A 25638-nucleotide genomic window follows, 5' to 3' on the forward strand; every position below is an offset into this window, starting at 1 on the left:
ACATATAAATACCTTCTATAATTTCAAATTTTAACATTATTTCACATTTTCTCCTCTTAAAAAGGAAATTACAATTAATAAATAGAATATCTTCATGAATAAATAAGAAGTGAGGGATGTATAATGCAACATGTAAATACAATTGATATTAGTAATGTACTACAATTGGAAAAAACGCTTTCGACTTTATTAAATAAAATGATTTCTTCAAAACTAGACCTTGAAAATTGGTTAAAAGAGCAGTCAAAAGTGATTTGGGAAATCGAAGAACAATTAAAATCACATTATATCGCCTTTCAATGTAATACGGATGATGAAGAAATAAAAGATACTTTTGAACATGATCAACAATTTGTAAAGCCACTTTTAAAGCGGTACCAAAATTTATTGGATAATAAATATTTAGAGTCACCATTTCGAATGGAATTAGATTCTAACGTATATGGTTTATTGAATGCAAAAATAAAAAATGCTCAAAAGTTATTTTGTGAGGAAAATATCAAATTAGAAATACAAGAAGACAAATTAGTCACAGAGTACTTTGAAATTACTGGAGGATTAATTGGAATTTGGGACGGAGAAGAAAAAACGATAACAGAATTACAATCCTATTTACAAGATTCGAATCGTGACACCCGTAAAAAGGCAAAAACCATTATTTCTGAACAATTTTTATCTGTTGAAAAAGAACTTCAAAACATATTAAATCAATTAATTGAAATTCGTCATCAAAAAGCAAAAAATATTCAACTAGAGAATTATCGCGATTATATGTTCAAAAAATACGAGCGTTTTGATTATTCAGCGAAAGATTGCTATGAACTAGCTGAATCCATACGTAAGTATGTTGTGCCTCTTAAAGATAAAATATTACTAGAAAAAAAAGAGAAACTGCAAGTGGATACGCTTCGCCCGTGGGATGTATCAGCTGTAACTCCAGATCAAAAAGTACTTAAACCAATTGCAAATGAAAATGATTTAATGGAAAAGAGCACTCATATCTTTAATAAACTAGATGTTGAATTTTCAGCACTTTTAAACCAAATGTATAAACATAACTGTCTTGATTTAACAAGCCGCAAAGGAAAAGCATCTGGAGGCTTTTGTGAGTACTTACCAGCTTCACAATTATCATTTATTTTTATGAACTTAAATTATACACAAGATGATATTATCACTTTTATACATGAAATGGGTCATAGTATTCATAACGAACTCATAAAACTATTAGAAATACGACAGTATATAGAAATTCCAGCTGAAACAGCTGAACTAGCCAGTATGACAATGGAGTTATTCTCGCTTAATTATTGGGATACCTTCTATACAGACAAAAAAGATTTAAAACAAGCAAAAATTAACTTCTTTAAAGATGTTATTTCATATTTACCTGTTATGCTTATTGTCGATCAATTTCAACACTGGCTGTATGAAAATCCAAGTCATACTTCTGAAGAAAGAAATGAAAAATACTTACAACTTCAAAAACATTATCAGTCTAGCGTCATACATATTGATGGCTACGAAAACTGGATAGCAACGAGTTGGTTACCTGTACTCCATATCTTTGAAGTACCATTTTATTATATTGAATATGCGATCGCCCAACTTGGTGCATTACAAATGTATAAACAATATAAAGAGGATCCAAAGCAAGCACTAGAAAATTATAAAAAGGCATTATCACTAGGAAGCTCGCAATCTATAAAAGGAGTGTATGAAGCAGCTGGAATTCGTTTTGATTTTTCTGGCGAAACAATTAAAGAATTAATGGCATTTGTAGAAAAAGAATTAGAATTACTTGAGCAATTATAAGAAGAAAACTACACCTATATTTTAGGTGTAGTTTTCTTCTTTATTTTATTAATCAGCTCTATGTACTGAGTATCTCCATATCCGATTGTAGGAAAAAGATGAAACAATTTCGTTAATAATTCTTGAGTTGATAAATCTTTATTTTTAGAGATAAATTTCATTACAGCATTATCTTCTTTTAGCATTTCTAAATATAGATCTATAGTCTGATACATTACAGGTGGTACCTTATAGAAAGTCTTTTTATGATTTACTAATACTTCATTGTATACCGAAGAATAATTTCCTAATTCAAGTTCAATTTGATTTACTTTAAATTCATCCTCTCTGAAGCTATTTAAATATACTTTCCCTTCATAATAAGACTGTTCAAGATATGAAAGTATTGTAAGTAGATTCATTTGGCAAAACATATCTTCACCAAACCATAAGACAATACATTTATACTTTTTCGTAAAAAGTTTTTCTAACGGATCTATAACCTTTTTTGTATAACTTTCTACGGAACTGTTGTGTCCTTCCGCTCTTGTTTTAATAAAATCGTCATCAAAAACTTTTGTAGTAGCGGGGTTCACACACATCGCCTCATTAAATGGTGCATAATCAGAATCACCCATTAACTTTTCGTTTTTAAATTCTTCATACATAACTTGACCATTTAATATGTTAAGTACTTCTTTATCAAATAGCTCACTCTTCCTATTTCGTAACTGTTCAACCTCTAATTTTCTAGAAATATTCATATTAAACGCCCCTTCTTTATTTAAATTTAGTTTAACAAATGATTGAATAGGCATTTTGCTAAGTTGGTATTCTCTTGGATTCATTCCAAAAACATTTTTGAAAGCTCTACTATAAGCTTCTTGGGAAGAGTAATCGTAATCCAATGCGATCTCAATTATTTTCCTACCATTCTTTAAATCTTCTGTAGATAAATATAATCTTCTAAGAAGAATATAACGTCTAATACTGAAACCCGTTACTTGATGAAATTTAAAAGAGCAATAATAAGGAGAATACCCCATATAACGAGATAATTCATCTAATGAAAATCCCTTTTTCAAATTGCGCTCAATCCAATCAATCATCGGCTGTATATGTTCATTCATTTCCTTCACTCCTTATAAAAAGTATAAGAGAAGTGCGTTTCATTCTTTTGATATTTCTTGTGTTTTATAACATGAACCATTCTGTAAAATCTATATATGTGTATTAATTTTATATTTTTATCTATCTTATTTTGACATACCTTCTATTCATTTTTCAATTTAGTGTTCATTCGTATGCTGGTAAGACCTAACTAATTATTAAAGGTCGATTTACATCATATTTCATTTTAAAGGATTTCAAAAATAAAAGTTTAGAAAGGACGTTACAATGAACAAACTAGAAAAAGAAATACTTCAATTCATAAATGAACAATATCCGCTGAATTTTATTAACATTAAACCAATAACAAATGAGATGTATGAATGTCTCACAGATCAAAGAATATACTTCATTAGAATTACAAACTACAAAACATATGAAGAACAATTAGAAGAAGTTACATATACGAATTTTTTATACGAAAACGGTTTAGATGTTCCACCAATACTCCCTTCTTTACAAGGGAATCGTGTAGAAAAATTAACATTAGACAAGGAGCTTTTTACAGTATTATATAAAGCTGCTCCTGGTATACATTTACCAAGCTGCGAATGGAATTCTACTATATTTAAAAGACTTGGTCAACAAATCGGAAAATTGCATCGTATATCTAAAATCTTTGAAAAAGCTAAACCGGTTAAATATATTAACGACTGGTATGAGAATGAGGAATATAATTTCGTTAAGTATATTCCTAAAGAAGAAACTACTATTAGGGAAATTGCATCTGAAGTTTTAAATTCTATAAAAGTGCTACAAAAATCCACTTCAAATTACGGCTTAATTCACGGAGATTTATGGTTAGAAAATATTTTAGTTGAAAACAATTCAAACTTAACAATGATTGATTTTCAAGACTGTGAAAAACATTTTTACATATTTGATTTAGCAGTTCCTATTTATAGTGCGATAGAATATTCATTTCCTGGAAATGGGAATATAACAGACTATGAGCGTTCTATTACAAAAGCAATATTTGACGGATATCAAGAGGAAAAGGAACTGCCTAAAAAGATGATAGACCAGTTGCCTATATTTATTAAATTAAAGGAGATTTTTGAATATAGCTTAATGCATATGTATTGGGATAAAGAAGAATTAACTGAGGAACAAGTACGGATAATGAACCTTTATAGGATGAAGATCGAAACTAATCGTTCTCTCATTAATATTTAACAGAAGTGTTGTTCAACTACATGGTAATGATAGTTGAACAACATCCTATAATTACCAAATTATTTTAAATGGTATTCTACATTTCGTCTTTTATAAATCGATGTTCCTTTCCATGTTTTTTCTTAATTAAAATTGCTTTATACAAAGATGCTATACCTAATATAGCAAATAGGATGATTATAGGAATACGAACAATATGTGGAACATAGCGCGGTAGAAAGAAAAGACGAACTTTATCATCTATACTAAATATCTCAAAAATTAACGGGACTACACTTTGATGTATCAAAAAAAAGATACCCATAAATACTAAAAGAACAACAATAGCTAGTTTTTTCTTAGGTAATTCAACCGCTTTTCTGTTACCTTTCTTTTTGTTATCATCACGCAATGTTTTCATGCCATTCTTCATTTCAAATAGCAATTCAGATCCACTTTTTTCAATTTTTAAGTAAGCAATTCGCCCAAACCACCAAGTAAAAAACATTCCTGTACAAATGCCAGTCAACACACCTAGCCATTGTAAGAACTGTACATGTAGTAATGTCCCAAGCCATACAACTAACAAAGCGGGTATAGTTGTTGCCATTACCATCACCATCATTAACCACGTTGTTATAAACATTTTACTCGCATTCATATCATCACCTGAGATAACTGATCCTCTCCCGCGGCGATGAGGATCAGTTATCGGTACTACGTTAAATACAGAAAATAACATAATTAGACCTGCTGCTCCACCAAGTAATGCTGGTATTACTGTAAATACCCAAGGATAAATGAAAGTAAGCCCGCTAGAAATTGTGAAAATAATTGTTGCTAAAATTGCAATTGGACCAACTGCTATCAACCATGCAAATTGACGACCACGCACATCAATTCGTTCTGCGTCAGGTGTCGTCAAAGTTAACCATAATGCACTCCCATCAAAACCATATATATTACAGGAAAACATACTTGTGAATACAATCATAATTATCCCTGCCCAAGGCATTAAGTACGATATATTAGCGCTTGTAACTAAAATACCATAAAATACCCCTATCCAAATACCCATTCGGAGGAAACGGCCACGTTGTGGATCTCTTCTCCAACTTTTTAATTCTTTCGTAATTGTTGCTCCAATTTTCGTTTCTGAAAAGAAACGTAAAGCTTTTCTATGTTTATTAGTAGTAATCCTTCCTTCGATTTTCTTAGTTTCTGTACTTTTCATTAATAATGTAGCCCATATAAAAAACAGCAATCCACATAGTATTGTTAGAACAATTAAAAAAACAAGAACTAATAACCAATTGGATTGAATTGCATACTCTACAGCGAGTATCGCCCAACTAGACGGAAACATGTAAAGTAAAGTTGAATCACTAAGTGTCATCTTATTAATAGTAGGAAGTACATACCAGCCCACATTTAGAAACGCTATAATGAAACCAAAGAGCATTGCTCCCACTTCCATTCCAATCCTTGATTTCAACGTCTCACCAATAATACTAACTACTACTTTTGATAACAATACTACAAATATTAACTGTAAAATAATTGCTGGAATTGCAACTATAGTTGCAGATAAGCTAACCCTAGCTGCGTAAATGAATAGTCCTATGAAGGCTATTAAACTAACGATTGGTCCTAATCCTATAAAAGCTACAACAAGTAACGCCCTAGCAAGTTTATAAGAAGTAAATGGAAGCAACACGAAATATTCAGAACGTAATATTCCATCTCCCCCAGCGATAATTGGACCCAAAACCCACCCTACTGTCCACAGAGCAAATGTAATGTATAGAATACTTTGTGAAACGTTCTGTTCCGTAGGATAAAAAGAAAAAAGCAGCATGGTTCCAATTGCAATTAATAAGCCAATTATTCCTGTAACAATGAAAAGAACTGCTTTACCACTATTCATTGAATTTTTAAGGATAGATAACTTCATTCGAATCAAAACACTAACCAAGACAGTTCCTCTCCTTTAACAGCAGGAATCCCTACTAACTGAACGAAAATGTCTTCGAGGGTTTCTTCACCGCAAACCTCTCCCATTGTTCCTGAAGAAACCACTCTACCTTTTGAAATAATTGCAACGTGATCACAAAGTTGTTCAACTAACGCCATGACGTGACTTGAAAATACTACAGAACCACCCGAACTAACAAATTTCTGTAAAATCTTTTTGATAGTAGCTGCAGAAATAGGGTCTACCGCCTCAAACGGTTCGTCGAGAACGAGTAATTTCGGCGCATGAAGAAGTGCAAGTGCAAGGCCAATTTTCTTGCGCATACCAGTAGAATAATTAATAACTAAAGTCCCCTCAGTATTATTTAACTCTAATATTGTAAGTAATTCTTCTGTCCGCTGAGCAACTTCCTTAGCACTCATTCCTCTTAATAATCCCATATATGTTAATAATTCGCGACCAGTAAGTCTTTCCGGTAAAGCTAACCCATCTGGTAATACCCCAATCAATGTTTTAGCTTGTTTTGGATTACCCCAAACATCAATTCCAAAAACTTTTGCGCTCCCACTATCTGGTCGTAACAAACCAACGGCCATCGATAAAGATGTAGTTTTCCCTGCTCCATTAGGCCCAACAACTCCGTAAAAAGATCCTCTTGGCACAACTAAATCAATATGATTAACTGCAATAAATTCTCCGAAACGCTTATATAGTTTCAAAAGCTGTAGTGCTGGAGCAACTTGCTCAAATTCAGTATGCATTGAAATTGGTTCACCAGTTTTCATAAAATGGACTCCTTCTTTACAAATGTAATACCCAATTACAAATCTCAATAACCTTACTCATCCATTTGCATTGTTAGAACGGATATAATAAAAAATGAATTTAGGAAGAGCTTTTCTTTAATTACAATACTGCGCTACCAAATCATTTAAATATTCAATGTTTGTAGCAGTTACATTTTCAGATATTCTAGCCGCAATAATAATAGGTGCCCATTGAAAAATCTCATCTCTCGATAATCCAGTATTTCTGCAATAAATATGCAAATACTTTTCAGCTAATTCTACCGAAGATTGTGAGTACAACAAGTATGTCCGAAACAAATCTGCGCGAATGTCACCTGAACTAGCATCTATCCAGTCTATAATACTTACATTCTTTTCACTTAAAATTAGATTAAATGGATGGAAATCGCCATGGCATAATCTAGGATCAAATTTGATTGAATGTAACTTATTCAATATACTTTCCTTTTGTTTTTCATCCAATTTATGTACAGATTTAATTTGACGCTCTAGCCTTTCCCCCATTGCTTCCATTTCATCTGTATTCACATGTATAGCATGAATCTTTTTTTGTTCATTCACACAAATATTTATATAATACTCTGCCTCATTTAGATTATTAAGTAGGAGATCACCAATACTGTCCCCTTTTACGTATTCCATAATAATTGCCTGTCTATTTTGTATCTTTGTCACTTCAAATACGTTTGGAACTGGCAGCCCGCATGAATAAGCATATTTTTGTTTTTTTGCTTCATTCATAGACTCTGTATTTGGGAGGTAATCTTTAAATAATTTCATAATCTTATTATCATATAGATAAATTTCCGCTGTGTTCCCTTTTGCTATCGGATTTCCTAGATTCAATTCATTTCTCTCCTTACTATAAATTAAGCTAATACATTATACTCCTCTATAAATTCAGTGTAATTATGCTGAAACCCTTCTCCACGAAAATATAAAAAAACTTACCGCTTTCCATCATTAAATAGAAAGCGGTAAGTTTAATTGTTTAGGAATATCAGAATGAAACTCTGATGTATGCACAATTGAAAATGTATATCCTTGCTCAATAAATGATACTTCATTACGTTTACATTCAAATAGTACACTATTTTTCTTAAAGTTATTTTGGATTCGCTGTAAAAATGCGACGTCTGGTGTTCCAAAAGAAACATGTACTTTCGGTGGTAAAGCTTTCATCGCAATTGGGATCCAAGGTCGCTGCCACCAAGTTGCGACGATATATGCAGTGCCGCCAACTACAAAGTTGAAAATATCTCCATCTTCCATCGTTTTCATATCGAGATTTAATTTCAACCATTCCGTAAATACAGGTACACTTTTAACAGGAAGACCAATTTCCCTTACATATAAAATGTTTAAAGGTGACTGCGGTACTAATACATCCTCCTTAACATAACTATGTGCGATAATTTCGAGTAGATTTCCATCTCCGTCTTTAAAGTATAAATTGAATAGCTCGTTCTCCTCACCAATTGTATTTCCATCTTTCCATTTCACAATAAGTAACCCAGACTTTTCAAGCCATTTTGCTGTTTCATGAAATTTTGAATATGAAATTTCAAAGGCGAAATGTGCTGGAGCGATTGGCTCATACACTTCTTGAAAACTAATTGTTGTGTAAGGTGTTACTTTAAATTGAATAAATGATGCCGTTTCTTTTTTTATTGGAAAAGATAATATGTCCTTATAAACTTGTTTTACCCCTTCTATAGAAACCGTTTGTAGTTTTATATCTGATATATGTGTAATCACATTGCATACCCCCTTGCTTCTTATTATCTATTTGTATTGTATTACACTTATAAATAGATAAAATCAAACAGAAGGATGGATTTTTCAAATGAAAACTACAACTTTAGTATGAATATTTAAGTTTATCCTGCATTGTTTCCATACAAAAAAGCTGCCTTTTCTTAAACAAAGAGCAGCTTTTACAACAAAACATATTATGATTTTACAGCAATAATCATAAATCTTTTTGAATTCGTACGAATACCTTTTTCAGAACTATTAGCTTTAATGAACTTTTGCAAAATATTAAAATCCTCTTCCTCTTCTCCAAAATTAGGAATAATAGGCGTATGTTTTAATAAGAAAATAAGATCTTCAGGCGTTCTGTAATAATCAGTCACATCATATTCACGTACTTGCACGAGTTCAAATCCTGCACTAATAAGTTCACTCATATACTTTTCTTTTAATGTGCCATCTCTTTCACCTAAGCATTGTCCTCGCCCAAATGCTTCCTTAAGATTTAATTTATCATGTTTGCTTACTTGTTGTGTTAAGAAAAAAGCACCTTGTTTCATTACTTTTGCTAATTCAGATGCTATAAATGGTGCGTGACAACTAGAAGCGATATCAAAATGGGCAAGCGGAAACGTTAACGCTTCAGAATTCATTTAAAAAAACTCAACATTTTGTACACCTGATTTTTTTAAATTGGAATGTGCCGTTTCAATCATGCCATTAGAATTATCAATTCCAATTAGCAATTTAGCTGAAGATGCTATGTTAAGTACATTTTCCCCTCCACCTGTACCAACATCAAGTAAAGTGTCTGATAGTTTACATCTTTCTTTCACTTCTCCATAAAAATCCCATGTATCTCCTACAGTTTCACATTTTATTTTACTAAAATCCCATCCATTTACTCTTCCTACTTTATCATAAAAGCTTTTGTACTCTAATTCATTCACCTTATACCCCCCTTTGTAAAAACGAATTAAATATGTATAATAACCTGTAACACTATTTAATTATATATTATAAAATAAAAATTATTAAAACAATATTTCACTTCACACTACATTAAGTTTACATAATAATTTTATAGTTTATCTTTATCGATATATTCTAAATGCGCTCTTCCCCAACTGCACATACTATCCAAAACTGTACTAACTGTTTTTCCATGTTCAGTTAAGCTATATTCTACTTTAGGTGGTATTTCTTGATAAATTTCACGTTTTATTAGTTGATCTTGCTCTAATTCACGTAATTGCTTCGCTAATGTCCCCTGAGATATATCGGGTATTAATCGCTTTAATTCACCAAATCGTTTCGTTCCATCTGTTAGCAAAATAAATAAAATAGGTGGCTTCCATTTTCCACCGATTATTTGTAATGTTGCTATTACTCCTTTTAACTTCGGTTCTTGTAAATCCATTTTCTCACCTCTCCTCAGATATCATAAAACATATTTAGCAATTTTTCATATTACTGATCCACACGAATAGCGATTAGTACGAAATTTGTGACTATGTACATATAAAGTGCGTACTTTTTCATTTGCTATCTTTTAGCGAATAATAAAAGGCATAATAATTTTATTTTAAAGTTTTTATTAAGGGAGTGGCTTAAATATGTCTATAACTACATTAAAAGGTAGCCGTATCGTTATCATTGGTGGGAGTTCTGGTATTGGATTTGCAACAGCAGAACAAGCAATTGAACAAGGAGCACATGTTATTATTGCAGGGCGTTCGAAAGAAAAATTAATGGTTGCTCAAGAAGTAATAAATAACAAGCATCTTCAAACTTTTGTACTCGATAATCAGGATACAAACCAATTACAAGATTTTTTCAAAAAGGTTGGGAATTTTGATCATTTGTTCACACCAGGAGCTTCTTACACACTTGGACCAATAACCGCTACAAATGATATTGCTGAAAGCAGCTTCATTGGAAAGTTTTGGCCACAATATTATGCCGTAAAATATGCAATTCCTTTTCTTTCAAACTCTGGATCGATCGTGTTAATGTCCGGTGCATTTAGTCAACGGCCACTTAAAGGGGCACCTGCATATGGAGCTTGTAATGGTGCTATTGAAAGTTTAGGGAAAGCTTTAGCTGTTGAATTAGCTCCAATTCGAGTTAATGTTGTTTCTCCTGGAACGATACGGAGGGAACACGAACAAAACGAAAATAGACTAACTGCTTATGAAGCTTATAAATCTCTTTCTCTTGTAAAAAGGCCTGGGCATAATAATGAAATTGCACATACTGTTCTATATTTAATGCAAAATAGTTTTACTACAGGCAATGTATTGTTTCCTGATGGAGGGTACACCTATCATTAATTATTAAAAATTGAATGCCTCCTTGTATTAACTAGTATAAAGGAGGCTATTATTAATTTAGAAAGTGATATAGTAATATAGGATCTTCTTTTAAAAGTTCTGCTAAAAATAATAGTTGTGGAAAAGGTTGTAAGACTAAATTTTTATTCATTTTTTCTTTTAAAATAGCATTCCCGCCTTGATTGATATAATCATTTAATGTTATTTTCCCCGTGCAAATTAATTCAATATCATTTAATGAAAGTAACAGTAGTCCATTTGTTTCAGAAGATGGTTTAGGTAGCATCTTTGAATAGGCAACATACTTGATCGGTAAACTTTCATCTGGGCTATCAATAATTAATATTGGATTGACTTCATTTTCTACTTTTATTTTCTTTGATTGTGCATTCCAATACTCTTTATAATATGTAGTTGGTGAATTCAATATAGTAATATCAATAGAAGCTTCTTCTTTCACTTCTCTTTTAGCAGTTTCTACTGCTGTTTCATCCGCTTCTTTATGTCCTCCAAGTCTTACTACACCTAATGTATCCCCTTTACTCGTTGGTCCAACTTGAAAAACTAATAAATTCTTATACATTACATATGCACCAGATGTTCGTACATTCTTATCTATATGTATCAATATGTTCCCTCCTAAATTAACTATCCCACAAAACAGTTTACTATAATTTTATTATGTCTTTAAATTATCTTCAATCCAACATACAGCATCAAGTATATTTTCTGCTATATAATTAGGCGCCGTTTCTATCCACGAATTTCTATACTTTGTTAACGAGCTTTCTCCCCATCCTGTTCGTACCAAAATCTTTTTCATGTTCGCCCTTTCAGCTACAATCATATCCGTACTCCCTGTATCTCCAATAAGAAAACAGTCTTTTAAACATAGATCATGTTCTTTCGCTGCTTTTAAAAGTAATCCTATATTCGGTTTTTGGCAGTCACAACTACTATTCACTTTATGGGGACAATAGTACATTCCATCTATATAAGCATCATCTTCTTTTAAAATTAGTTGTATCTTTTGAAATCCTTTAAGCAGTTCTTTTTCAGTAAAATATCCTCGACCAATTCTAGTTTGATTTGTATATAAAAACACCTTTAGTCCTAGTTTATTTAAACGTTGAATTGCATTAGGTACAAAATCAAATAACATAAATTCATTTGGATGTATTCCCCCTCCTGTCCCTCCAATTGTTCCATCTCTATCTAAAAATACTGCCCTCATTTTTATTTCCTCCTTAAAATACATGCAAAAAGTAGGATTCACCAAAAAATTATAGAATTATATATATAACAAGTATTGGACGGATGATTTTCAAATTCCTCTATCATAAAGGTGGTATAAACAGTGTGAAACCTTTACAAGAACGTAGCCTTACCGTAAAGACAACTTTTTCTAAAGAATATAAGATTTTTATTTTTGGTTTACTCATTTCACGAATTGGGGACTCATTGTATACTTTTGCATTACCTTGGATTGCCTATCAATTAACCGGTTCAGCTGTCATTATGAGTTCTTTATTTGCTATTAACGTATTGCCAATCGTTTTATTTGGTCCTTTAGTTGGTGTAATAATTGATCGTTATGATCGAAAAAAGTTACTTTTGGTAGCGGATATTACTAATATTATTTTAGTAAGTCTTGTTCCAATACTACATTCATTACATCTATTAGAAATTTGGCATTTATACATAATTACTTTTATGTTAGCAGTTATGTCCATGCTTTTTGATGTAACAACTGTTACAGTCATTCCGCAAATTGCTGAAGCATCCTTAACGAAGGCCAATTCTTTCTATCAAATGGTCAATCAATTGGCTAGTTTATTTGGTCCAATGATAGCTGGGGTCTTCATTTCTTTTATTGGCGGCTTTCAGTTGCTTTGGATTAATGTTCTTTCATTTATTGCAACATTAGTTGCTGTGATATTATTACCGTCTATGAAAACCGTAAACAAGAAATGCGAAGATAAAAATACACTTCAAAATATACTATCTGATTTGGTTAATGGATTTAAATGGCTCAAAAATGACCACTTAAATTTAGCTTTATCTTTTCAAGCTATGATAGGAAACTTTGGAGCAAGTGCAGTTTTAGGTATATTCATGTATTATTTACTATCCACATTACAACTTACCCCAGAACAAAGTGGGGTTAATTATTCATTAATTGGAATAGGTGGTCTTTTAGGAAGCTTTATTGCAGTTCCTTTAGAAAAGAGGTTGCAGCGCGGCATTCTAATTCCTTTACTCCTATTTGTTGGAGCAATTGGCTTAACTTTTGCACTTTGGAGCACATATTGGCTGGCTCCCGGAATTGCTTTCGGTATTGCAATGACTTGCAATATTGCATGGAATACAATTGTAGCCACGGTTCGCCAGGAAACAGTTCCATCAAATATGCAAGGGAGAGTTTTAGGATTTTCACGTGTACTTACACGATTAGCTATGCCACTCGGGGCATTAGTAGGAGGCATTATTTCAGCTTATAATCCAGTGTTTGTATTTGCTTTAGCTGCTTTCACGAAGCTAGTTGAAGTTTTTATTGCACTATATAGTCCGATAAGAAAACTATAATAGAAGGAAAGATAATTATATATGATTGGTTAATTTTAATTACGGATAAATTTATAAAGAAAAAAGGCATATCATAATGCCTTTTTCTTTATCATCATTTTACTAGATAACAAACTTCTGTAACCCACTTATTAGGATCCGATTCCATCGCGGGGCTCACATGATAAATATTAAACATTGGGCCTGCTAATTCGTAACCTTCTGTCTCAATCCATTTTGCCGCAGCTTCATTTACAGCTGTCATCTGTTCATAACTTCCATTAACTGTTATAGAAGCTACATTAGCTGATTCCACATTTTTAAATGTAACGTCTTTTGTATTTTCGTGCTTCCCTAGAATACTTAGCTGTATTTCTATATCTACATCATTTTCTTTGTATTCACGATCATGGAAAACCGCAATACTATAACTCGGATGGGCAATACTAATATTTTTCATTTGTATTTCTTGCGTTAATATACCCCATAAATCCTCTTCGCGATTATAAGATGGAATAATCTTTCTAACACTAGCTACATTTCTTTCTGGAATTTCTTTTATTGAAACATGATAGTTCATCTCAACTACATCCTCTCTCATCGATTTCATTGAGGCTTCAAGAAGACGTAATTGTTTTTGGAGGCCATCCATTTCATCTTTTATTTGAGCACTCCGATTTTCAAATTGCGATTTTATTACTTCCATATTTTCACTTGCAACTATTTCTTTAATAGTTGCAATATTAAATCCCATATCTTTTAATGTTTGAATTTGATTTACTTTCTTTAGCTGTGCTGCTGCATATTATCGATAACCACTTTGTTCATCGACTTTTACTGGTTGTAATAATTCCACTTTATCGTAGTGTCTCAACACACGTATACTAATGGAAGATAGTTTTGAAAAGTCTCCTATTTTAAACATGATTTCCTCCTATAAATTACATCTACTTCGAAGCTCAATTTTATCTTAAACAATGACATTGTGTGAGAGTCAACCGTTTATAACACTTGAATTATATTTCTTTAATTATTTCCCCTTATACTTTTTTCCTTCTTACGGCTATAAGAATTGATATTAATCCGTTCACAGCTAATAAAGTTACAATAATACTTGTAACTAAAGCTACGTCTGGCGCAAATATTTTAATCGTCCGCCATGGTGAACTTGTACTATAAGTAAGTAGTGGGATGAATGTAATAGATAATAGTAGCGATAGACCCCCTATAGATAACCAACTTACCTTTTTTACAGTTTTCATATGTTTATACTTTTTAATTAACATAATTGATATTACGAAAAGTATGAGTGTAACTATCAACATAATAATTTGTGTTAATGGTATATTTTTAGGGATATCAACCGGTTCTTCTCCATTCAAAATACTAATAATCCCCTTTTTCAATTCTGATAGTGCGGTTTCTTCTAATACATGATTTTTATTTGTTAAAATCACACCACTCCAGCCACTTTTATTTAAAGTAAATATTTCTGCACGAGCATCGGGCGTTGATCCTGAATGCCAAATCATCGTTTCGCTTTCATTTATATTTGTTGTTCTTAATCCAAAACCATAACTTTTTTCTGAATTTGTTTGATAAAGTGGTGAAAGATAAAGATCCATGTTTTCTTGCTTTAAAAATTGAGGATTTTCTTGGCGATTCAAAAACATAATGAATTGAATCATATCTTCCAAATTCGCGGTAATATAACCATATGGTGCCCCGGCATTATCATAGGACACTACACTTTTTCTTGGTATGCCAAACCACGACTGATAACCTGTTAAATAGCCTTTTTCATATGCAATTTCTTTACTTGCTGCCGCGCCATTCATATTTAACGGCTGAAAAATATACTTTTGCATATATGATGAATATGTTTCATTTGTGACTTCTTCAATAAGTGCACCTAAAATAATATAATTCGCATTACTATATTGATATTTTTCACCTGGTGGAGCAGTTACTTTTACATTTGAAAGCTCCATTACATTTTCTTTTAATGCTGTAGAACTTTTGGACTGCTTATCTGATAATGCTAAGCCTTCATATGTGCTGATTCCGCTTGTATGAGTTAGTAGATGTTGGATTGTTATAGTTGAGGATATTTGAGGATTCTTTAGTTTAAACCAAGGGAGATATCGTTGAACTGGATCCTCTAATTTTATTTTTTTATCTTCTATTAATTTCACTATAGCTAAAGCTGTTAAAGATTTACTTATAGAGCCGATTGCAAATGGTGTTTTACTAGTTACCTTTTTTCCAGATTCTCCAGTAACCCCCATCGTTTTTGTGAAGAATACATCTCTATTATGTACAATTGCAACAGAAGCTCCCGGAATGTTCTGCTCTTTTATAAATTTTTCAATATACTTATCTAATGTAACTTTAATATTTTGCTGAGCATAAACTTTGGGAGGTGTGATACATAATATTAATACATTAAAAAGAACAAAAATTAGAGACAGTTTATAGATTGTATTCTTCATTATACTTTAGATGCTTTCTTTTTTTATAACTTACTAAGCTAATAAATACTACTACAGAGAGCGTCAAACTAGTCATTATTAATAATGCGTTCCACCATTGATTCTCTGATATTCGATATAAAAGATTATACTGAAATGCACTTTTACTATTATTTTGATTAAATGATTCAGTTAAAAATATTGAAAATATAATTTGCGAGCTGAGGTAAGTAATAATTGCGATGAATATGCCACGTAACATAAATGTGTTGAATTTGCCCTTTTCATTTTGAAGTTGTTTCATTTTAACTTGTGAATCAATTTCATTTATTTCTAAAAAATCTTGAACAAATAATTCAGGTGTACCTAAATCATCTATACTATCTTCTCCATGTTCACGACACTCTTGAATATGTTCTAATATTTGTCGCTTAATATTTTCCCTTTCTTCTAGACTAATATGGTATTGCTTTAATTCCTTAAGTACGTCTGTTAAAAATTGCTTTTCTTTACCTATCAATTTATTCCTCATTTCAGAAGGTCTCCTTTCAAACCGCTTTTTAGTAATGTTTGAATATCCGATTGCAATTCTAACCACTCATTAATTTTCTTCTCAAGACGTATTTTACCGTTTTCATTAAGTTCATAATAAATTCTAACTTTACCACTGTCTGTTACTTCTTGGTAAGTGTTAACCCACTCTTGATTTTTCAACTTAGTTAGAATTGGATAAATGCTTCCTACTCCTTTCAACTTTAAATTATGTACTTCTAGCTCTTTCATAATCTCATAGCCATAACTTTTCTTTTTCGACAAAATAGATAATACACACATTTCTAAATGACCTTTAATTAAGCTTGTTCTATCCATAGGATAAATTTAACAGAAATATATACTTCATTCAAGTATATATTTCTGTTAAATTTAAAAAATCAGACAATAAAACAAAAAGATTAATAAGAACAACAATATAACCTAAGAACTATTTTTATGCTTATTCATCTATTTTATAATATAATAATTACATAATATATCACCTGTTTATTCTTTTTAGTTTCCCATCTCTCCTCCTTTCCCTTTCCATAATTCTTTTCTTAGTAAAAAACATTGTATGCGGAACATAAAAATAATAAAAGATCCAATTCCTTAATTTTAACATTAAGAAATTGAATCTTCTTTCATTACCTTGTATTAATCATACTGCGTTAATATATATTATAAAGAATATACATTTTATATAAGTTATGTTAATAACACATAAGCTAATAAAACTTTACTGATTACGCTCAAGACATTCATAAACCGCTATCATATCTCGTTTATCCAATTCACGAATACGATTAAAAATTGGTATTTGCTCAACAGCCTCTGTTAATAAGCTCTTATCCACAACATCACTAACTTTTCCAGTTAACCATGTTTTTACATCCACACCCTCAACAACTTTTTTTAGTCCTTCGTCATTAATACCACTTGCATTACAAGTTACACATGGAATTGTTAATTTAAAGACACCATCATGCAAATTATCTTCCGTTATAACTTTCTTTCCTTTACAGAATGGACATGGATAACCTTTTTTAATTTTATTAATTTGGGTAACTAACTTTTTATATCCAAATGCTTCGTATACATACGTAAGTTTTTTATATTTACCATTTGTGAAATACTTATCTATCATGTTTTCTCTCGTTTCATAAACATTAGGGAAATCACAAACAGTTACTTGATTATTACCACTAATGAATTCGATATTTCCTTTTATTTTATCCCAGAATGGTAAGACATTTTGTAACACTATTTCATAGTTTGAAAAGCTTGCCTGTTCTAATTCAAACATTTTCAATGCAACTTGTACTTTTCTTGGCAATAAAGAAACATCTTCTGTCAATCTCATATCGCCACCAACTATATCCTTCAATTTATGAAGTGCAGGTAAATCACCGACTATTTTCAACACTTCATCAACTGGCTGATTGATAATTTCACGAATATCTGAGTTGCCAAATTTAAGTGGTTTATGATGATTTAAAACCGTCCCTTCACAAATTGGACATGTCACCATTTCTTTAGAAGTCTTAATTTCTTCTTTAATAGGTGCTTTTGAAATAACAATATATCCACCAATAATCGTATTAAAACCTACCCATGTTCTGCGTGTCTTTCCTTTTTTATCATAAAATGATTTTTCAAAATACCCGTACCAAAACGTATGCTTTTCTTCTTCGGACATTTCATTATAGCTCTTTGACAAATCTTGACCAAGCTCATGTTTAATTTCATCAAATAGAAATTCTATTTTTTCATATTGATAAAATTTTAATACTTTCATGATTTCCGGATCGAATAAACCATCCCAAAATGGAACGTTTTTATTTTGAATTGTAATATCTTTATCGAAAACTTCAATTTGAAGACGTCCAGAGCAAGATGGACAATGGTTGTCCTGTGAATAGAAATCAAAACTTCTCGTATCTTTATTAGTTGGATGAGCAGCTACAATATGATTAATTAGTCCACCAACCTCATATAAAAAACTATATTGACTATATAAATGCCTCTCAAAATCAATAGCAATAACCGGTGCAATTGTATCAGATTCATATTCACCATAAATTAAACGCGCCATTGAAGATAAACTTTTTAAAATACCACCCTTATAAACATTTTCGGCATTTTTAAAATAGTTAATATGATTTTCTTCTAAATAGTGAACGCCTTCTTTATGCTTAAGTGCTGAAGAAATATGTATTTGCTCAACATTATTCAGACTGCTTTTTTGACGATAATAATCATCATGACTTACTACTTCAAGATGATTGATAGCTTCAAGCTGTCTTTTCCCAAAATCTACAATATAATCCGAGCTTTCTAGCATGTAACTATTATGTTCAATCATAATGATCGAGACTGATTCATCTTGCAATATCCCTCTAACACTATCTATAAATTGATTTAAAATATTTTGTGATAAACCTTTTGAAGGCTCATCAAAAATAAATAATGTGTGTGGATTTCTAGTGTTTGCAAATAATTCAGAAACTAAATGAACACATTGAAACTCACCTGTTGATAATGTTTGTGTTTTTTGTTCTAATGTTAAATAGCCAAGCCCTAATTTAATTAGTAGGCTCAAGCGTTTATACGCAATATCTTCATTTGGAAGTTCGTCAATAATATCTTCAATCGAACGCTCAAAAATATCATCAATTTCTTCACTATACTTTGTTAGTTTCTTTTTAATATCTAGAAAAGTTGCTACAGTTGATCGACTTGTAATGGATTGATTTCGATCTTGCCCTACCATAACTAGTTTATCTTTTGGATATCGTTTCAAGAAATCTGTAGCTAAACATTCATTGACAAGAGTAGATTTCCCACAACCAGATTCTCCTGTAACTGTTACAAGCCTATTTTTAGGAATCTGAAACTCCACCATTTGGATATTACGGCAATATAATTCTTGGAATGTATAATATTCTGTTGGTACTTCTTTATTTAGATCGCACAGTATTGATTTTGGTCTTGGTGATTCTTTCACAATTTGTCCACCATATTTTCCGCTACCAGGTCCAAAGAACAATTGCTCATCTGTTGTATCCAGTACTGTATCTGAATGATCTATAAGCCAAATTTGATTTTTACACCCTAATTTCTTGATCTCTTCTAATATTTGTAATAATGTTCCATGATCAAGTCCAACTGAAATCTCATCAATAATAATTACAGCATTTTCACTTACTGCCATGAATTCAGCTAAATATAGTCGTGTTAACTCTCCACCTGACAACGTACCCATTATTCGATTTAATGTTAAATAACCAATGTTCATATTTATTATGTTTTGTAATATATGTTGCTTTGCTTCACTAATATTTAACACTTCCGCTAGCGAAAGAATAGACTCAACACTTAAATCATTAATATTTGAAATGGTATGTGGTTTAGCAAATAAATCTATAGTATGTTGTTCAATTTCTTCACTATAACGTTTTCCCTTACATTTTTTACACTCAATATTTTTATTAGTACCTCGGCCTTTACAACCAGAACACCAACCTAACTGGTTATTAAATGAAAAAACCTCAGGGGAAAGATGAAATACGTCAGCAAGTTTTTCGCGAATTTCAGTGAAAACACCAGTATGAGTACCTAGCGTTGAACGTGGATTAGAAGAAATTGATGATTTCCCTAGAAAAAGTACTAAAGGCATATCCTCCATCTTAATAGCACTAAAATTCGTTTCCATGATATTAGGAAATAAATATTGATATTCAGCCTTTGGTAATAAAGAAACTAATCGTTTTTTTGATTCTTCACCAATTGTTTGACAAAAAGTTGTTTTACCTGACCCTGATAAACCAGCGATTCCAAAAGACTTATTAAATGGAATGACTGTATCTAATTTGTTTATGTTATTAGCAATTAATTGGTTTACCTTCATATTAACCTCTATTCTTATTTCTCATTAAAATCATATTTGCAATATAATAATTACACAATGAATATAACCTTTAAGTTGATTACGCTCTTAATTCAAGAACCTTATCTTTATATATTTCAAACCACTGTTGCCATTCATCTTTAGAAAATTCTTTTTCTTCCCCTTCTAGTACGGAGGAAAAAAGATCTAAACAAATATGCCAACCCGCTATATCTTTCGGAGTATGATCTGTTAACTCATGAATGTATTCTTTAAGAAGTAAAAGAGTACCATTTTCCTCTTTATGTATTTCAAATCGTACACAGTCTTTATCCCAAGTAAATTCAAGCACTGCGTTTACTTGACACTCTAAAATATCGATATTTATAAATGAACCGTCCATCATATCAAACTTGATTATTCCACCTGTTTTAAGGCTTTCGATTTGTAAATTAGACATCCATTTTTTCAGCTTACTGTTTTCTGTTAAAACAGACCAAACCTCTTCTATTGAATATGAAAAATAACGCTCAAATTGCACTACATATTCATTACCTTGTTTCTCTATTACTGCTAACATTATTAATTAACCCCCTTTTCGCAAAAGCGAATGTACGTTCTTTATTTTATTTTACATGATTTCAATTAAAAAAGAAATCACTATTACACCCCATTAATTTAAAAGGTTTTTGTTAGCTCCAAAATGGATTGACTTATTATATATGAGAGCTCTAATCTAGTTGACCATGCTTTTATCGGATCAACTAGATTATCTTGGTTAAGCTTGTTCACGTATTTTAAACCTTCTACTGCAATGTAACCAATATTAAAATCTGTAAAAGTATTTATAATCATCGGCCATTCTCCATCAGTCATTCTGCATTTAGAATATTTTATTATGTAATCCATTGCTCGTTTTGATAACGCACATGAACCAGCTGTAATATCTACTTGTTTCTCTAATTGTAATGACATAATTTTATTTGATACTGATTCTGTAACTTGCCATTCTTCAGGATGTGTCTGAAAAGCTTTTTCTGTTCTGCCAATGATTAAGTAATCTACATCTACTATATTCTGAATGAAGGAATTAAGTTCAGCTGGATATTCTTTAATCCAAGTTAGCAAACGATCAAAGTCACAATAGTGATAGTAATCATAATCATAGTTACTAACAAACTTTAAAGAATCCCTACGTGCATTCCCTACACCTAATTTTTCTACTATATTTATATAGAAGTTACTTTCCTCTAGTTCTTTTACAATCTCTTTTGGTGTTACATTACTAATTGTTATATATTTCTCATCATAATTTAAGTTTGACAATTCCTCTTTTAATTCTTTTATTGCAAATAATAAGCTCCCTGTTGGATCATGAGTAATACATGTTAATGCCACTTGTTTTATAGGTTGCATAGTATATTCATCCCCTTTGCAAAATAAAAAGCAGAAAGACTACTTTCTGCCAATTTTATAATTAGTATTATATTTCTTATGCTCAATTTAATTCATATTATGTAACTTTAAGGAATTCCCCTTATGTTGCGTTCTCATTTTCATCGAACATAGAATTACAGCATATAAAGAAATGCTATGACTCATGAAATTATTATACTAAATCTACTTACTTGAAAAACTTATCGTTTAATCGCATCAACAATTAACGATGGAAAACCAAGTTTATCACCTTTATTTCTAGAATCATACCTTTTCGAACGGAAAATAACACCGTCGTTTGCATCCCATTCATTATAATAAAACTGACCATTTTCATCACAATATTCAAGTAAAACTACCTCAAATCCAGCAGTTTCAAACATTTTCGTTAGTGTTTTATAGGTATGGACAATTTTATGACTTGCTGCTGGGTGATCTTTTGGGCCAGGTCCACCTATTTGAACTATCTTTTGGTACGCCTCATCTCGGAAAAATGCATCAGGAACACCGCACCGAATATGCCCCTCTTGCTTTAAAAATTCATAGCAAATTTCAGCAGCTCTTACACCTTCTTCAAACGTAAGGTGTTCCCATACATGCTCAGCTAAGATAGCTGAAATAGAATTGTATTCAAATCTTTCTTCCCACGTAGCTTTATCTAGTAAATTAAGTTCATTTTCTTGTGTTTGTATCCATCCAGGATTATTATTAAACACCCCTGCTCCGACTACTACTTTAATTTCGTCTTGTTTTATTGCCATCACCTTCACCTCGTAAACATTTTAATTATTAATATATTCTATGTTTACTATTATTCTACCTTCTAAAATAAATTAAGAAAAAATGGTGATTGCTTTAACAAAAATGAGTTATGGAAACAGTTCATGATGCACAATTATTTTTGTACTCTATTCTTCAAACGAATAAGCTGTACTATCTACTTTTATATTTTTCTAAATTTGCGAACTAAAGTGAACACTATACCTGCAAAAACCATCCATAAGCCCATTGTTGTACTGTTAGTTGTACTGCCCCCCGTGTTTGGAAGCTCTTTATATGTAGATTCTTTTTTATCGGAATTACTGTTGTTTTGGATATTACCGTTATTACTGTTATTAGTACTACCTTTAGCTTTGCTAGCGTCTGTATCCTTCACTAATACTTTTTGTATTGCGTGTACCTTATTACCTACAGAATCTGTGACACTATATATTATTCCAAAAGTACCAGCTTTAGATGTATCTACAGTTCCTTCATACACTACTTTAGAAGTAAGATCACCATCCTCTTTATCCATAACGGATATTCCTGCCGTTGGATTGAATTCATCTCCCTTAGTAATTGTAGTTGTAGAAGGTACTTTTAGTATTGGTATGTCATTCTTAACTTCTTCTCTACCTTTGACCGTTACAGTTTGTTTCGCAATTTCTTCATGGCCTTTAGAATTTGTAACTGTATACGTTACTATGTAAGTACCGACTTTAGAGGTATCTACTTCCCCCTCAACTTTTACTTTAGAAGTAAGATCGCCGTCTTCTTTATCAATAGCTTTTACTTTTGCCATCGGATCGAATGATTCTCCTACAGTAATTGTCGCTGCAATAGGAACTGTTAATGTAGGTTTTAGATTTGATGTTTCTCCATCTCCCTCTACAATTACAGTCTGTGTTACCGTTGCTTTCCCACCTTGAGAATCAACGACAGAGTACTCCACAATGTATTTGCCTGGTTTAGAAGTGTCTACATCACCTTTATGTTCTACTCGAGTTGTTAAATCACCATCTTCTTTATCAATAGCTTTTATATTGCTCATTGGGTCAAACTTATCACCGACACGCAGTGTAATTGTTGACGGTACTGTTAGCTCTGGGACTTGGTTTGCCTCAGTTTTTTCGTTTTCTTTCACTGGTCCTTTAATTTTTGCTGCATCAAAAGCTTTTTGGACCGTTTCAACCTCAATGGAATTTGCCCCATATTTATTTGTTGCAACTTTAAGACACGCTAATCTTAATTCAGAGAAATTAGAAGTCATGTTCAATTCATCAGTATTTGCATAATAGAAAATATCAAACATTTTATCTTCACCAATACCATTTACAGTTACACCGTTATGAGTACCACCTTGTGCAATTAAATATGCGACTTTATTAATAATACTTGAATTAAAATGAACGCCCTCATTATCCTCTCCGTTTAAATCACTGAATTTACTATAATCATCCGGATACGGTACTCCATCAAAAAATTTGACTGAAGATGGATCTTTCATATTACGGAGAACGGATCCACTTTGTTCTCCTATTGTCCAATTAAATTCTCCATTATTTACATATTTCTCAATAGCCGTTCCCATAATATCAGATAATGCCTCGTTAATTGCCCCGGATTCTCCAAAAAATTCAAGATTAGATTCACTAGATGTAACCGCATGTGTAAATTCATGGCCCGCTATGTCAAACGCTCTAACCATTGGATCACCATATATAAGCATACTAACATTGTTAATATTAGCGCTAAATGCATTCCCCCAATTTTTAGGATCATTTGTTTCTCCTGAATCCCATGCATGTACAACTGAAACTACTTTTTTCCCATTATTATCAAAACTATTACGCTTATATTTGTCTTTATAAAAATCATATACGTTTGTCGCTAAGAAATGAGCACTTACCGCTTTTGGGTCATTAAATGTTGTTGATGTGCTAGTTGCTAATATACCAGGATAATATTTATCTTCAAAAGTAATATCTCTATAATTTACATCGTACGTCTCAATTCCTTGCCCTCTTGTGTAATCGGCAAGCGCATACTTCCCGTTACTTTGTTCAGAAATACCAAATGTACGAGTTATTCCTAAATCATCTTTTCCAGTCCCGGTTAATGATTTAAAATTACTTTTTTTACTCTCCTGAATAGCTTCAACACGCTCTTCACTTACTTTTAAATCTGACTCTTGCACCATATTTTTCAACATATCACCACTATGAGCATCCACTAAATAAGTTCCAGATACATAGTTTGGTGTGGCAGCTGCAAATGTAACTTGATATGCATTTGTAGCCTGCCCACGATTTTCATCAACAAAAATAACTTCCTTAACTTCTGCCTCAGAAATAAATTGAATATCCTTTCCATACTTCGTATAAATATATTGTTTTGCTTCTTCTTTTGATAAATTAATAGGATTCTTTAAATCTTCTTTTGCTAAATTTTGTGCGCTGTCTCCTGAAACACTTTTAATAACACCTTTTTTATCTACATGAGCAGTCAATTGATGTCCATATACTTCTTTTCCTTCATATATTTGTTGCATACGCAAAAGTGTCGTCCCATCATATGAACTACGTTTTTGAAGAACCTTGTAATCTACCCCTTTGTCTCCACTAACTTGTTTTGGAGACAAAGCATGCTCCGTCTTTTCCTTAAGTGCATCTTTCACTACATTCTCTGGCGTCTTTTGTGATGGTTGTGTAAGTTCACCGGTACGAAACGAATCCTCTTGAACATCAACTTGCATTTGAACCGTTTCCTCTGCATAACCTACCCCATATGGTGTTACACTTGCTAAAGCTAATCCTGTTGTTAATGCAACTATAGCTATTTCTTTTTTATTTTTCATGTTATTTTCCTCGTATAATTTTCTAAAATATGAAACTGCTAAAATCCATACAATTTATTCCTATCATAAAAAGATGACTTTTGTAATCAACAAAAGTCATCCCTTCAATATGTAATATCCCTAATATATTTT

At 31.8% G+C, this 25638-nt stretch carries 20 protein-coding genes and 2 pseudogenes; 4 read left to right on the top strand and 18 right to left on the bottom strand.

The window, feature by feature from the left end:
* Positions 1-123: 123 nt before the first annotated feature.
* On the top strand, positions 124-1815 hold the full coding sequence (locus MR083_RS01650) for a M3 family oligoendopeptidase (RefSeq protein ID WP_242268312.1): 1692 nt from the start codon (positions 124-126) through the stop codon (positions 1813-1815).
* 14 nt (positions 1816-1829) lie between these two features.
* On the opposite strand, the gene MR083_RS01655 is transcribed toward MR083_RS01650, so the two are convergent.
* Entirely contained in the window at positions 1830-2924 is a 1095-nt protein-coding gene (locus tag MR083_RS01655; RefSeq protein WP_001002085.1) for a helix-turn-helix domain-containing protein, read from the bottom strand.
* 268 nt (positions 2925-3192) lie between these two features.
* Between MR083_RS01655 and MR083_RS01660 the strand changes: the two genes are divergently transcribed.
* A complete protein-coding gene (locus MR083_RS01660) occupies positions 3193-4140 on the top strand; it encodes a phosphotransferase enzyme family protein (RefSeq protein WP_242268313.1) in 948 nt (315 codons plus the stop codon).
* Between the two features lie 76 nt (positions 4141-4216).
* On the opposite strand, the gene MR083_RS01665 is transcribed toward MR083_RS01660, so the two are convergent.
* From MR083_RS01665 to MR083_RS01690, 6 genes and pseudogenes are all read right to left on the bottom strand, one after another.
* Positions 4217-6094, bottom strand: coding sequence for a hypothetical protein (locus tag MR083_RS01665; protein WP_242268315.1), 1878 nt, complete (start codon positions 6092-6094; stop codon positions 4217-4219).
* Positions 6079-6879 (bottom strand): ABC transporter ATP-binding protein, encoded by an 801-nt coding sequence (locus MR083_RS01670; RefSeq protein ID WP_000847755.1) that lies wholly within the window; start codon positions 6877-6879, stop codon positions 6079-6081. The genes MR083_RS01665 and MR083_RS01670 overlap by 16 nt, the downstream gene beginning before the upstream one ends.
* Positions 6880-6996: 117 nt before the next feature.
* Positions 6997-7749: an aminoglycoside phosphotransferase family protein gene (locus tag MR083_RS01675; RefSeq protein ID WP_242268317.1), complete on the bottom strand. Its 753-nt coding sequence runs from the start codon at positions 7747-7749 to the stop codon at positions 6997-6999.
* A gap of 117 nt (positions 7750-7866) precedes the next feature.
* Positions 7867-8661, bottom strand: coding sequence for a VOC family protein (locus MR083_RS01680; protein WP_000627940.1), 795 nt, complete (start codon positions 8659-8661; stop codon positions 7867-7869).
* A gap of 194 nt (positions 8662-8855) precedes the next feature.
* Positions 8856-9608 (bottom strand): annotated as a pseudogene (locus MR083_RS01685) (class I SAM-dependent methyltransferase).
* A gap of 131 nt (positions 9609-9739) precedes the next feature.
* Entirely contained in the window at positions 9740-10078 is a 339-nt protein-coding gene (locus MR083_RS01690) for a winged helix-turn-helix transcriptional regulator (protein ID WP_242268319.1), read from the bottom strand.
* A 196-nt stretch (positions 10079-10274) separates the two neighbouring features.
* On the opposite strand from MR083_RS01690, the gene MR083_RS01695 reads away from it, so the two are divergent.
* Positions 10275-10991, top strand: coding sequence for an SDR family oxidoreductase (locus MR083_RS01695; RefSeq protein WP_242268321.1), 717 nt, complete (start codon positions 10275-10277; stop codon positions 10989-10991).
* Between the two features lie 52 nt (positions 10992-11043).
* Here MR083_RS01695 and MR083_RS01700 read toward each other — a convergent pair whose 3' ends face one another.
* A complete protein-coding gene (locus MR083_RS01700; protein ID WP_242268323.1) occupies positions 11044-11619 on the bottom strand; it encodes an NUDIX hydrolase in 576 nt (191 codons plus the stop codon).
* A gap of 51 nt (positions 11620-11670) precedes the next feature.
* Positions 11671-12225 carry a D-glycero-alpha-D-manno-heptose-1,7-bisphosphate 7-phosphatase gene (locus tag MR083_RS01705; protein WP_242268325.1) on the bottom strand — a complete coding sequence of 185 codons (555 nt, stop codon included), beginning with the start codon at positions 12223-12225 and terminating at the stop codon, positions 11671-11673.
* Positions 12226-12350: 125 nt separating this feature from the next.
* Between MR083_RS01705 and MR083_RS01710 the strand changes: the two genes are divergently transcribed.
* Positions 12351-13577: an MFS transporter gene (locus MR083_RS01710; protein WP_000803569.1), complete on the top strand. Its 1227-nt coding sequence runs from the start codon at positions 12351-12353 to the stop codon at positions 13575-13577.
* A gap of 94 nt (positions 13578-13671) precedes the next feature.
* Here MR083_RS01710 and MR083_RS01715 read toward each other — a convergent pair.
* The 9 genes and pseudogenes from MR083_RS01715 to MR083_RS01755 all read right to left on the bottom strand — a co-directional run bounded on the left by MR083_RS01715 (position 13672) and on the right by MR083_RS01755 (position 25506).
* Positions 13672-14481 (bottom strand): annotated as a pseudogene (locus MR083_RS01715) (MerR family transcriptional regulator).
* A gap of 115 nt (positions 14482-14596) precedes the next feature.
* Positions 14597-16048, bottom strand: coding sequence for a serine hydrolase domain-containing protein (locus tag MR083_RS01720; RefSeq protein WP_242268327.1), 1452 nt, complete (start codon positions 16046-16048; stop codon positions 14597-14599).
* Complete coding sequence (locus tag MR083_RS01725) at positions 16029-16559, bottom strand: DUF1129 domain-containing protein (protein ID WP_242268329.1); 531 nt, start codon at positions 16557-16559, stop codon at positions 16029-16031. Before MR083_RS01725 ends, MR083_RS01720 begins: the two co-directional genes overlap by 20 nt.
* Entirely contained in the window at positions 16556-16897 is a 342-nt protein-coding gene (locus tag MR083_RS01730) for a PadR family transcriptional regulator (RefSeq protein ID WP_014893703.1), read from the bottom strand. The genes MR083_RS01725 and MR083_RS01730 overlap by 4 nt, the downstream gene beginning before the upstream one ends.
* A gap of 403 nt (positions 16898-17300) precedes the next feature.
* On the bottom strand, positions 17301-20471 hold the full coding sequence (locus tag MR083_RS01735; protein ID WP_242268331.1) for an ATP-binding cassette domain-containing protein: 3171 nt from the start codon (positions 20469-20471) through the stop codon (positions 17301-17303).
* A gap of 79 nt (positions 20472-20550) precedes the next feature.
* Positions 20551-21030 (bottom strand): SRPBCC family protein, encoded by a 480-nt coding sequence (locus MR083_RS01740; RefSeq protein WP_242268333.1) that lies wholly within the window; start codon positions 21028-21030, stop codon positions 20551-20553.
* A gap of 98 nt (positions 21031-21128) precedes the next feature.
* Positions 21129-21866 (bottom strand): hypothetical protein, encoded by a 738-nt coding sequence (locus MR083_RS01745; RefSeq protein ID WP_242268335.1) that lies wholly within the window; start codon positions 21864-21866, stop codon positions 21129-21131.
* Positions 21867-22087: 221 nt separating this feature from the next.
* On the bottom strand, positions 22088-22648 hold the full coding sequence (locus MR083_RS01750; protein ID WP_242268337.1) for a class I SAM-dependent methyltransferase: 561 nt from the start codon (positions 22646-22648) through the stop codon (positions 22088-22090).
* 182 nt (positions 22649-22830) lie between these two features.
* The gene (locus tag MR083_RS01755; protein ID WP_242268339.1) at positions 22831-25506 is read right to left on the bottom strand and encodes a M4 family metallopeptidase; all 2676 of its coding nucleotides are present in this window, start codon (positions 25504-25506) and stop codon (positions 22831-22833) included.
* Positions 25507-25638: the final 132 nt, after the last annotated feature.

The organism is Bacillus cereus group sp. BfR-BA-01408 (genome assembly GCF_022663305.1).
GTDB classification, from domain to species: domain Bacteria; phylum Bacillota; class Bacilli; order Bacillales; family Bacillaceae_G; genus Bacillus_A; species Bacillus_A pacificus.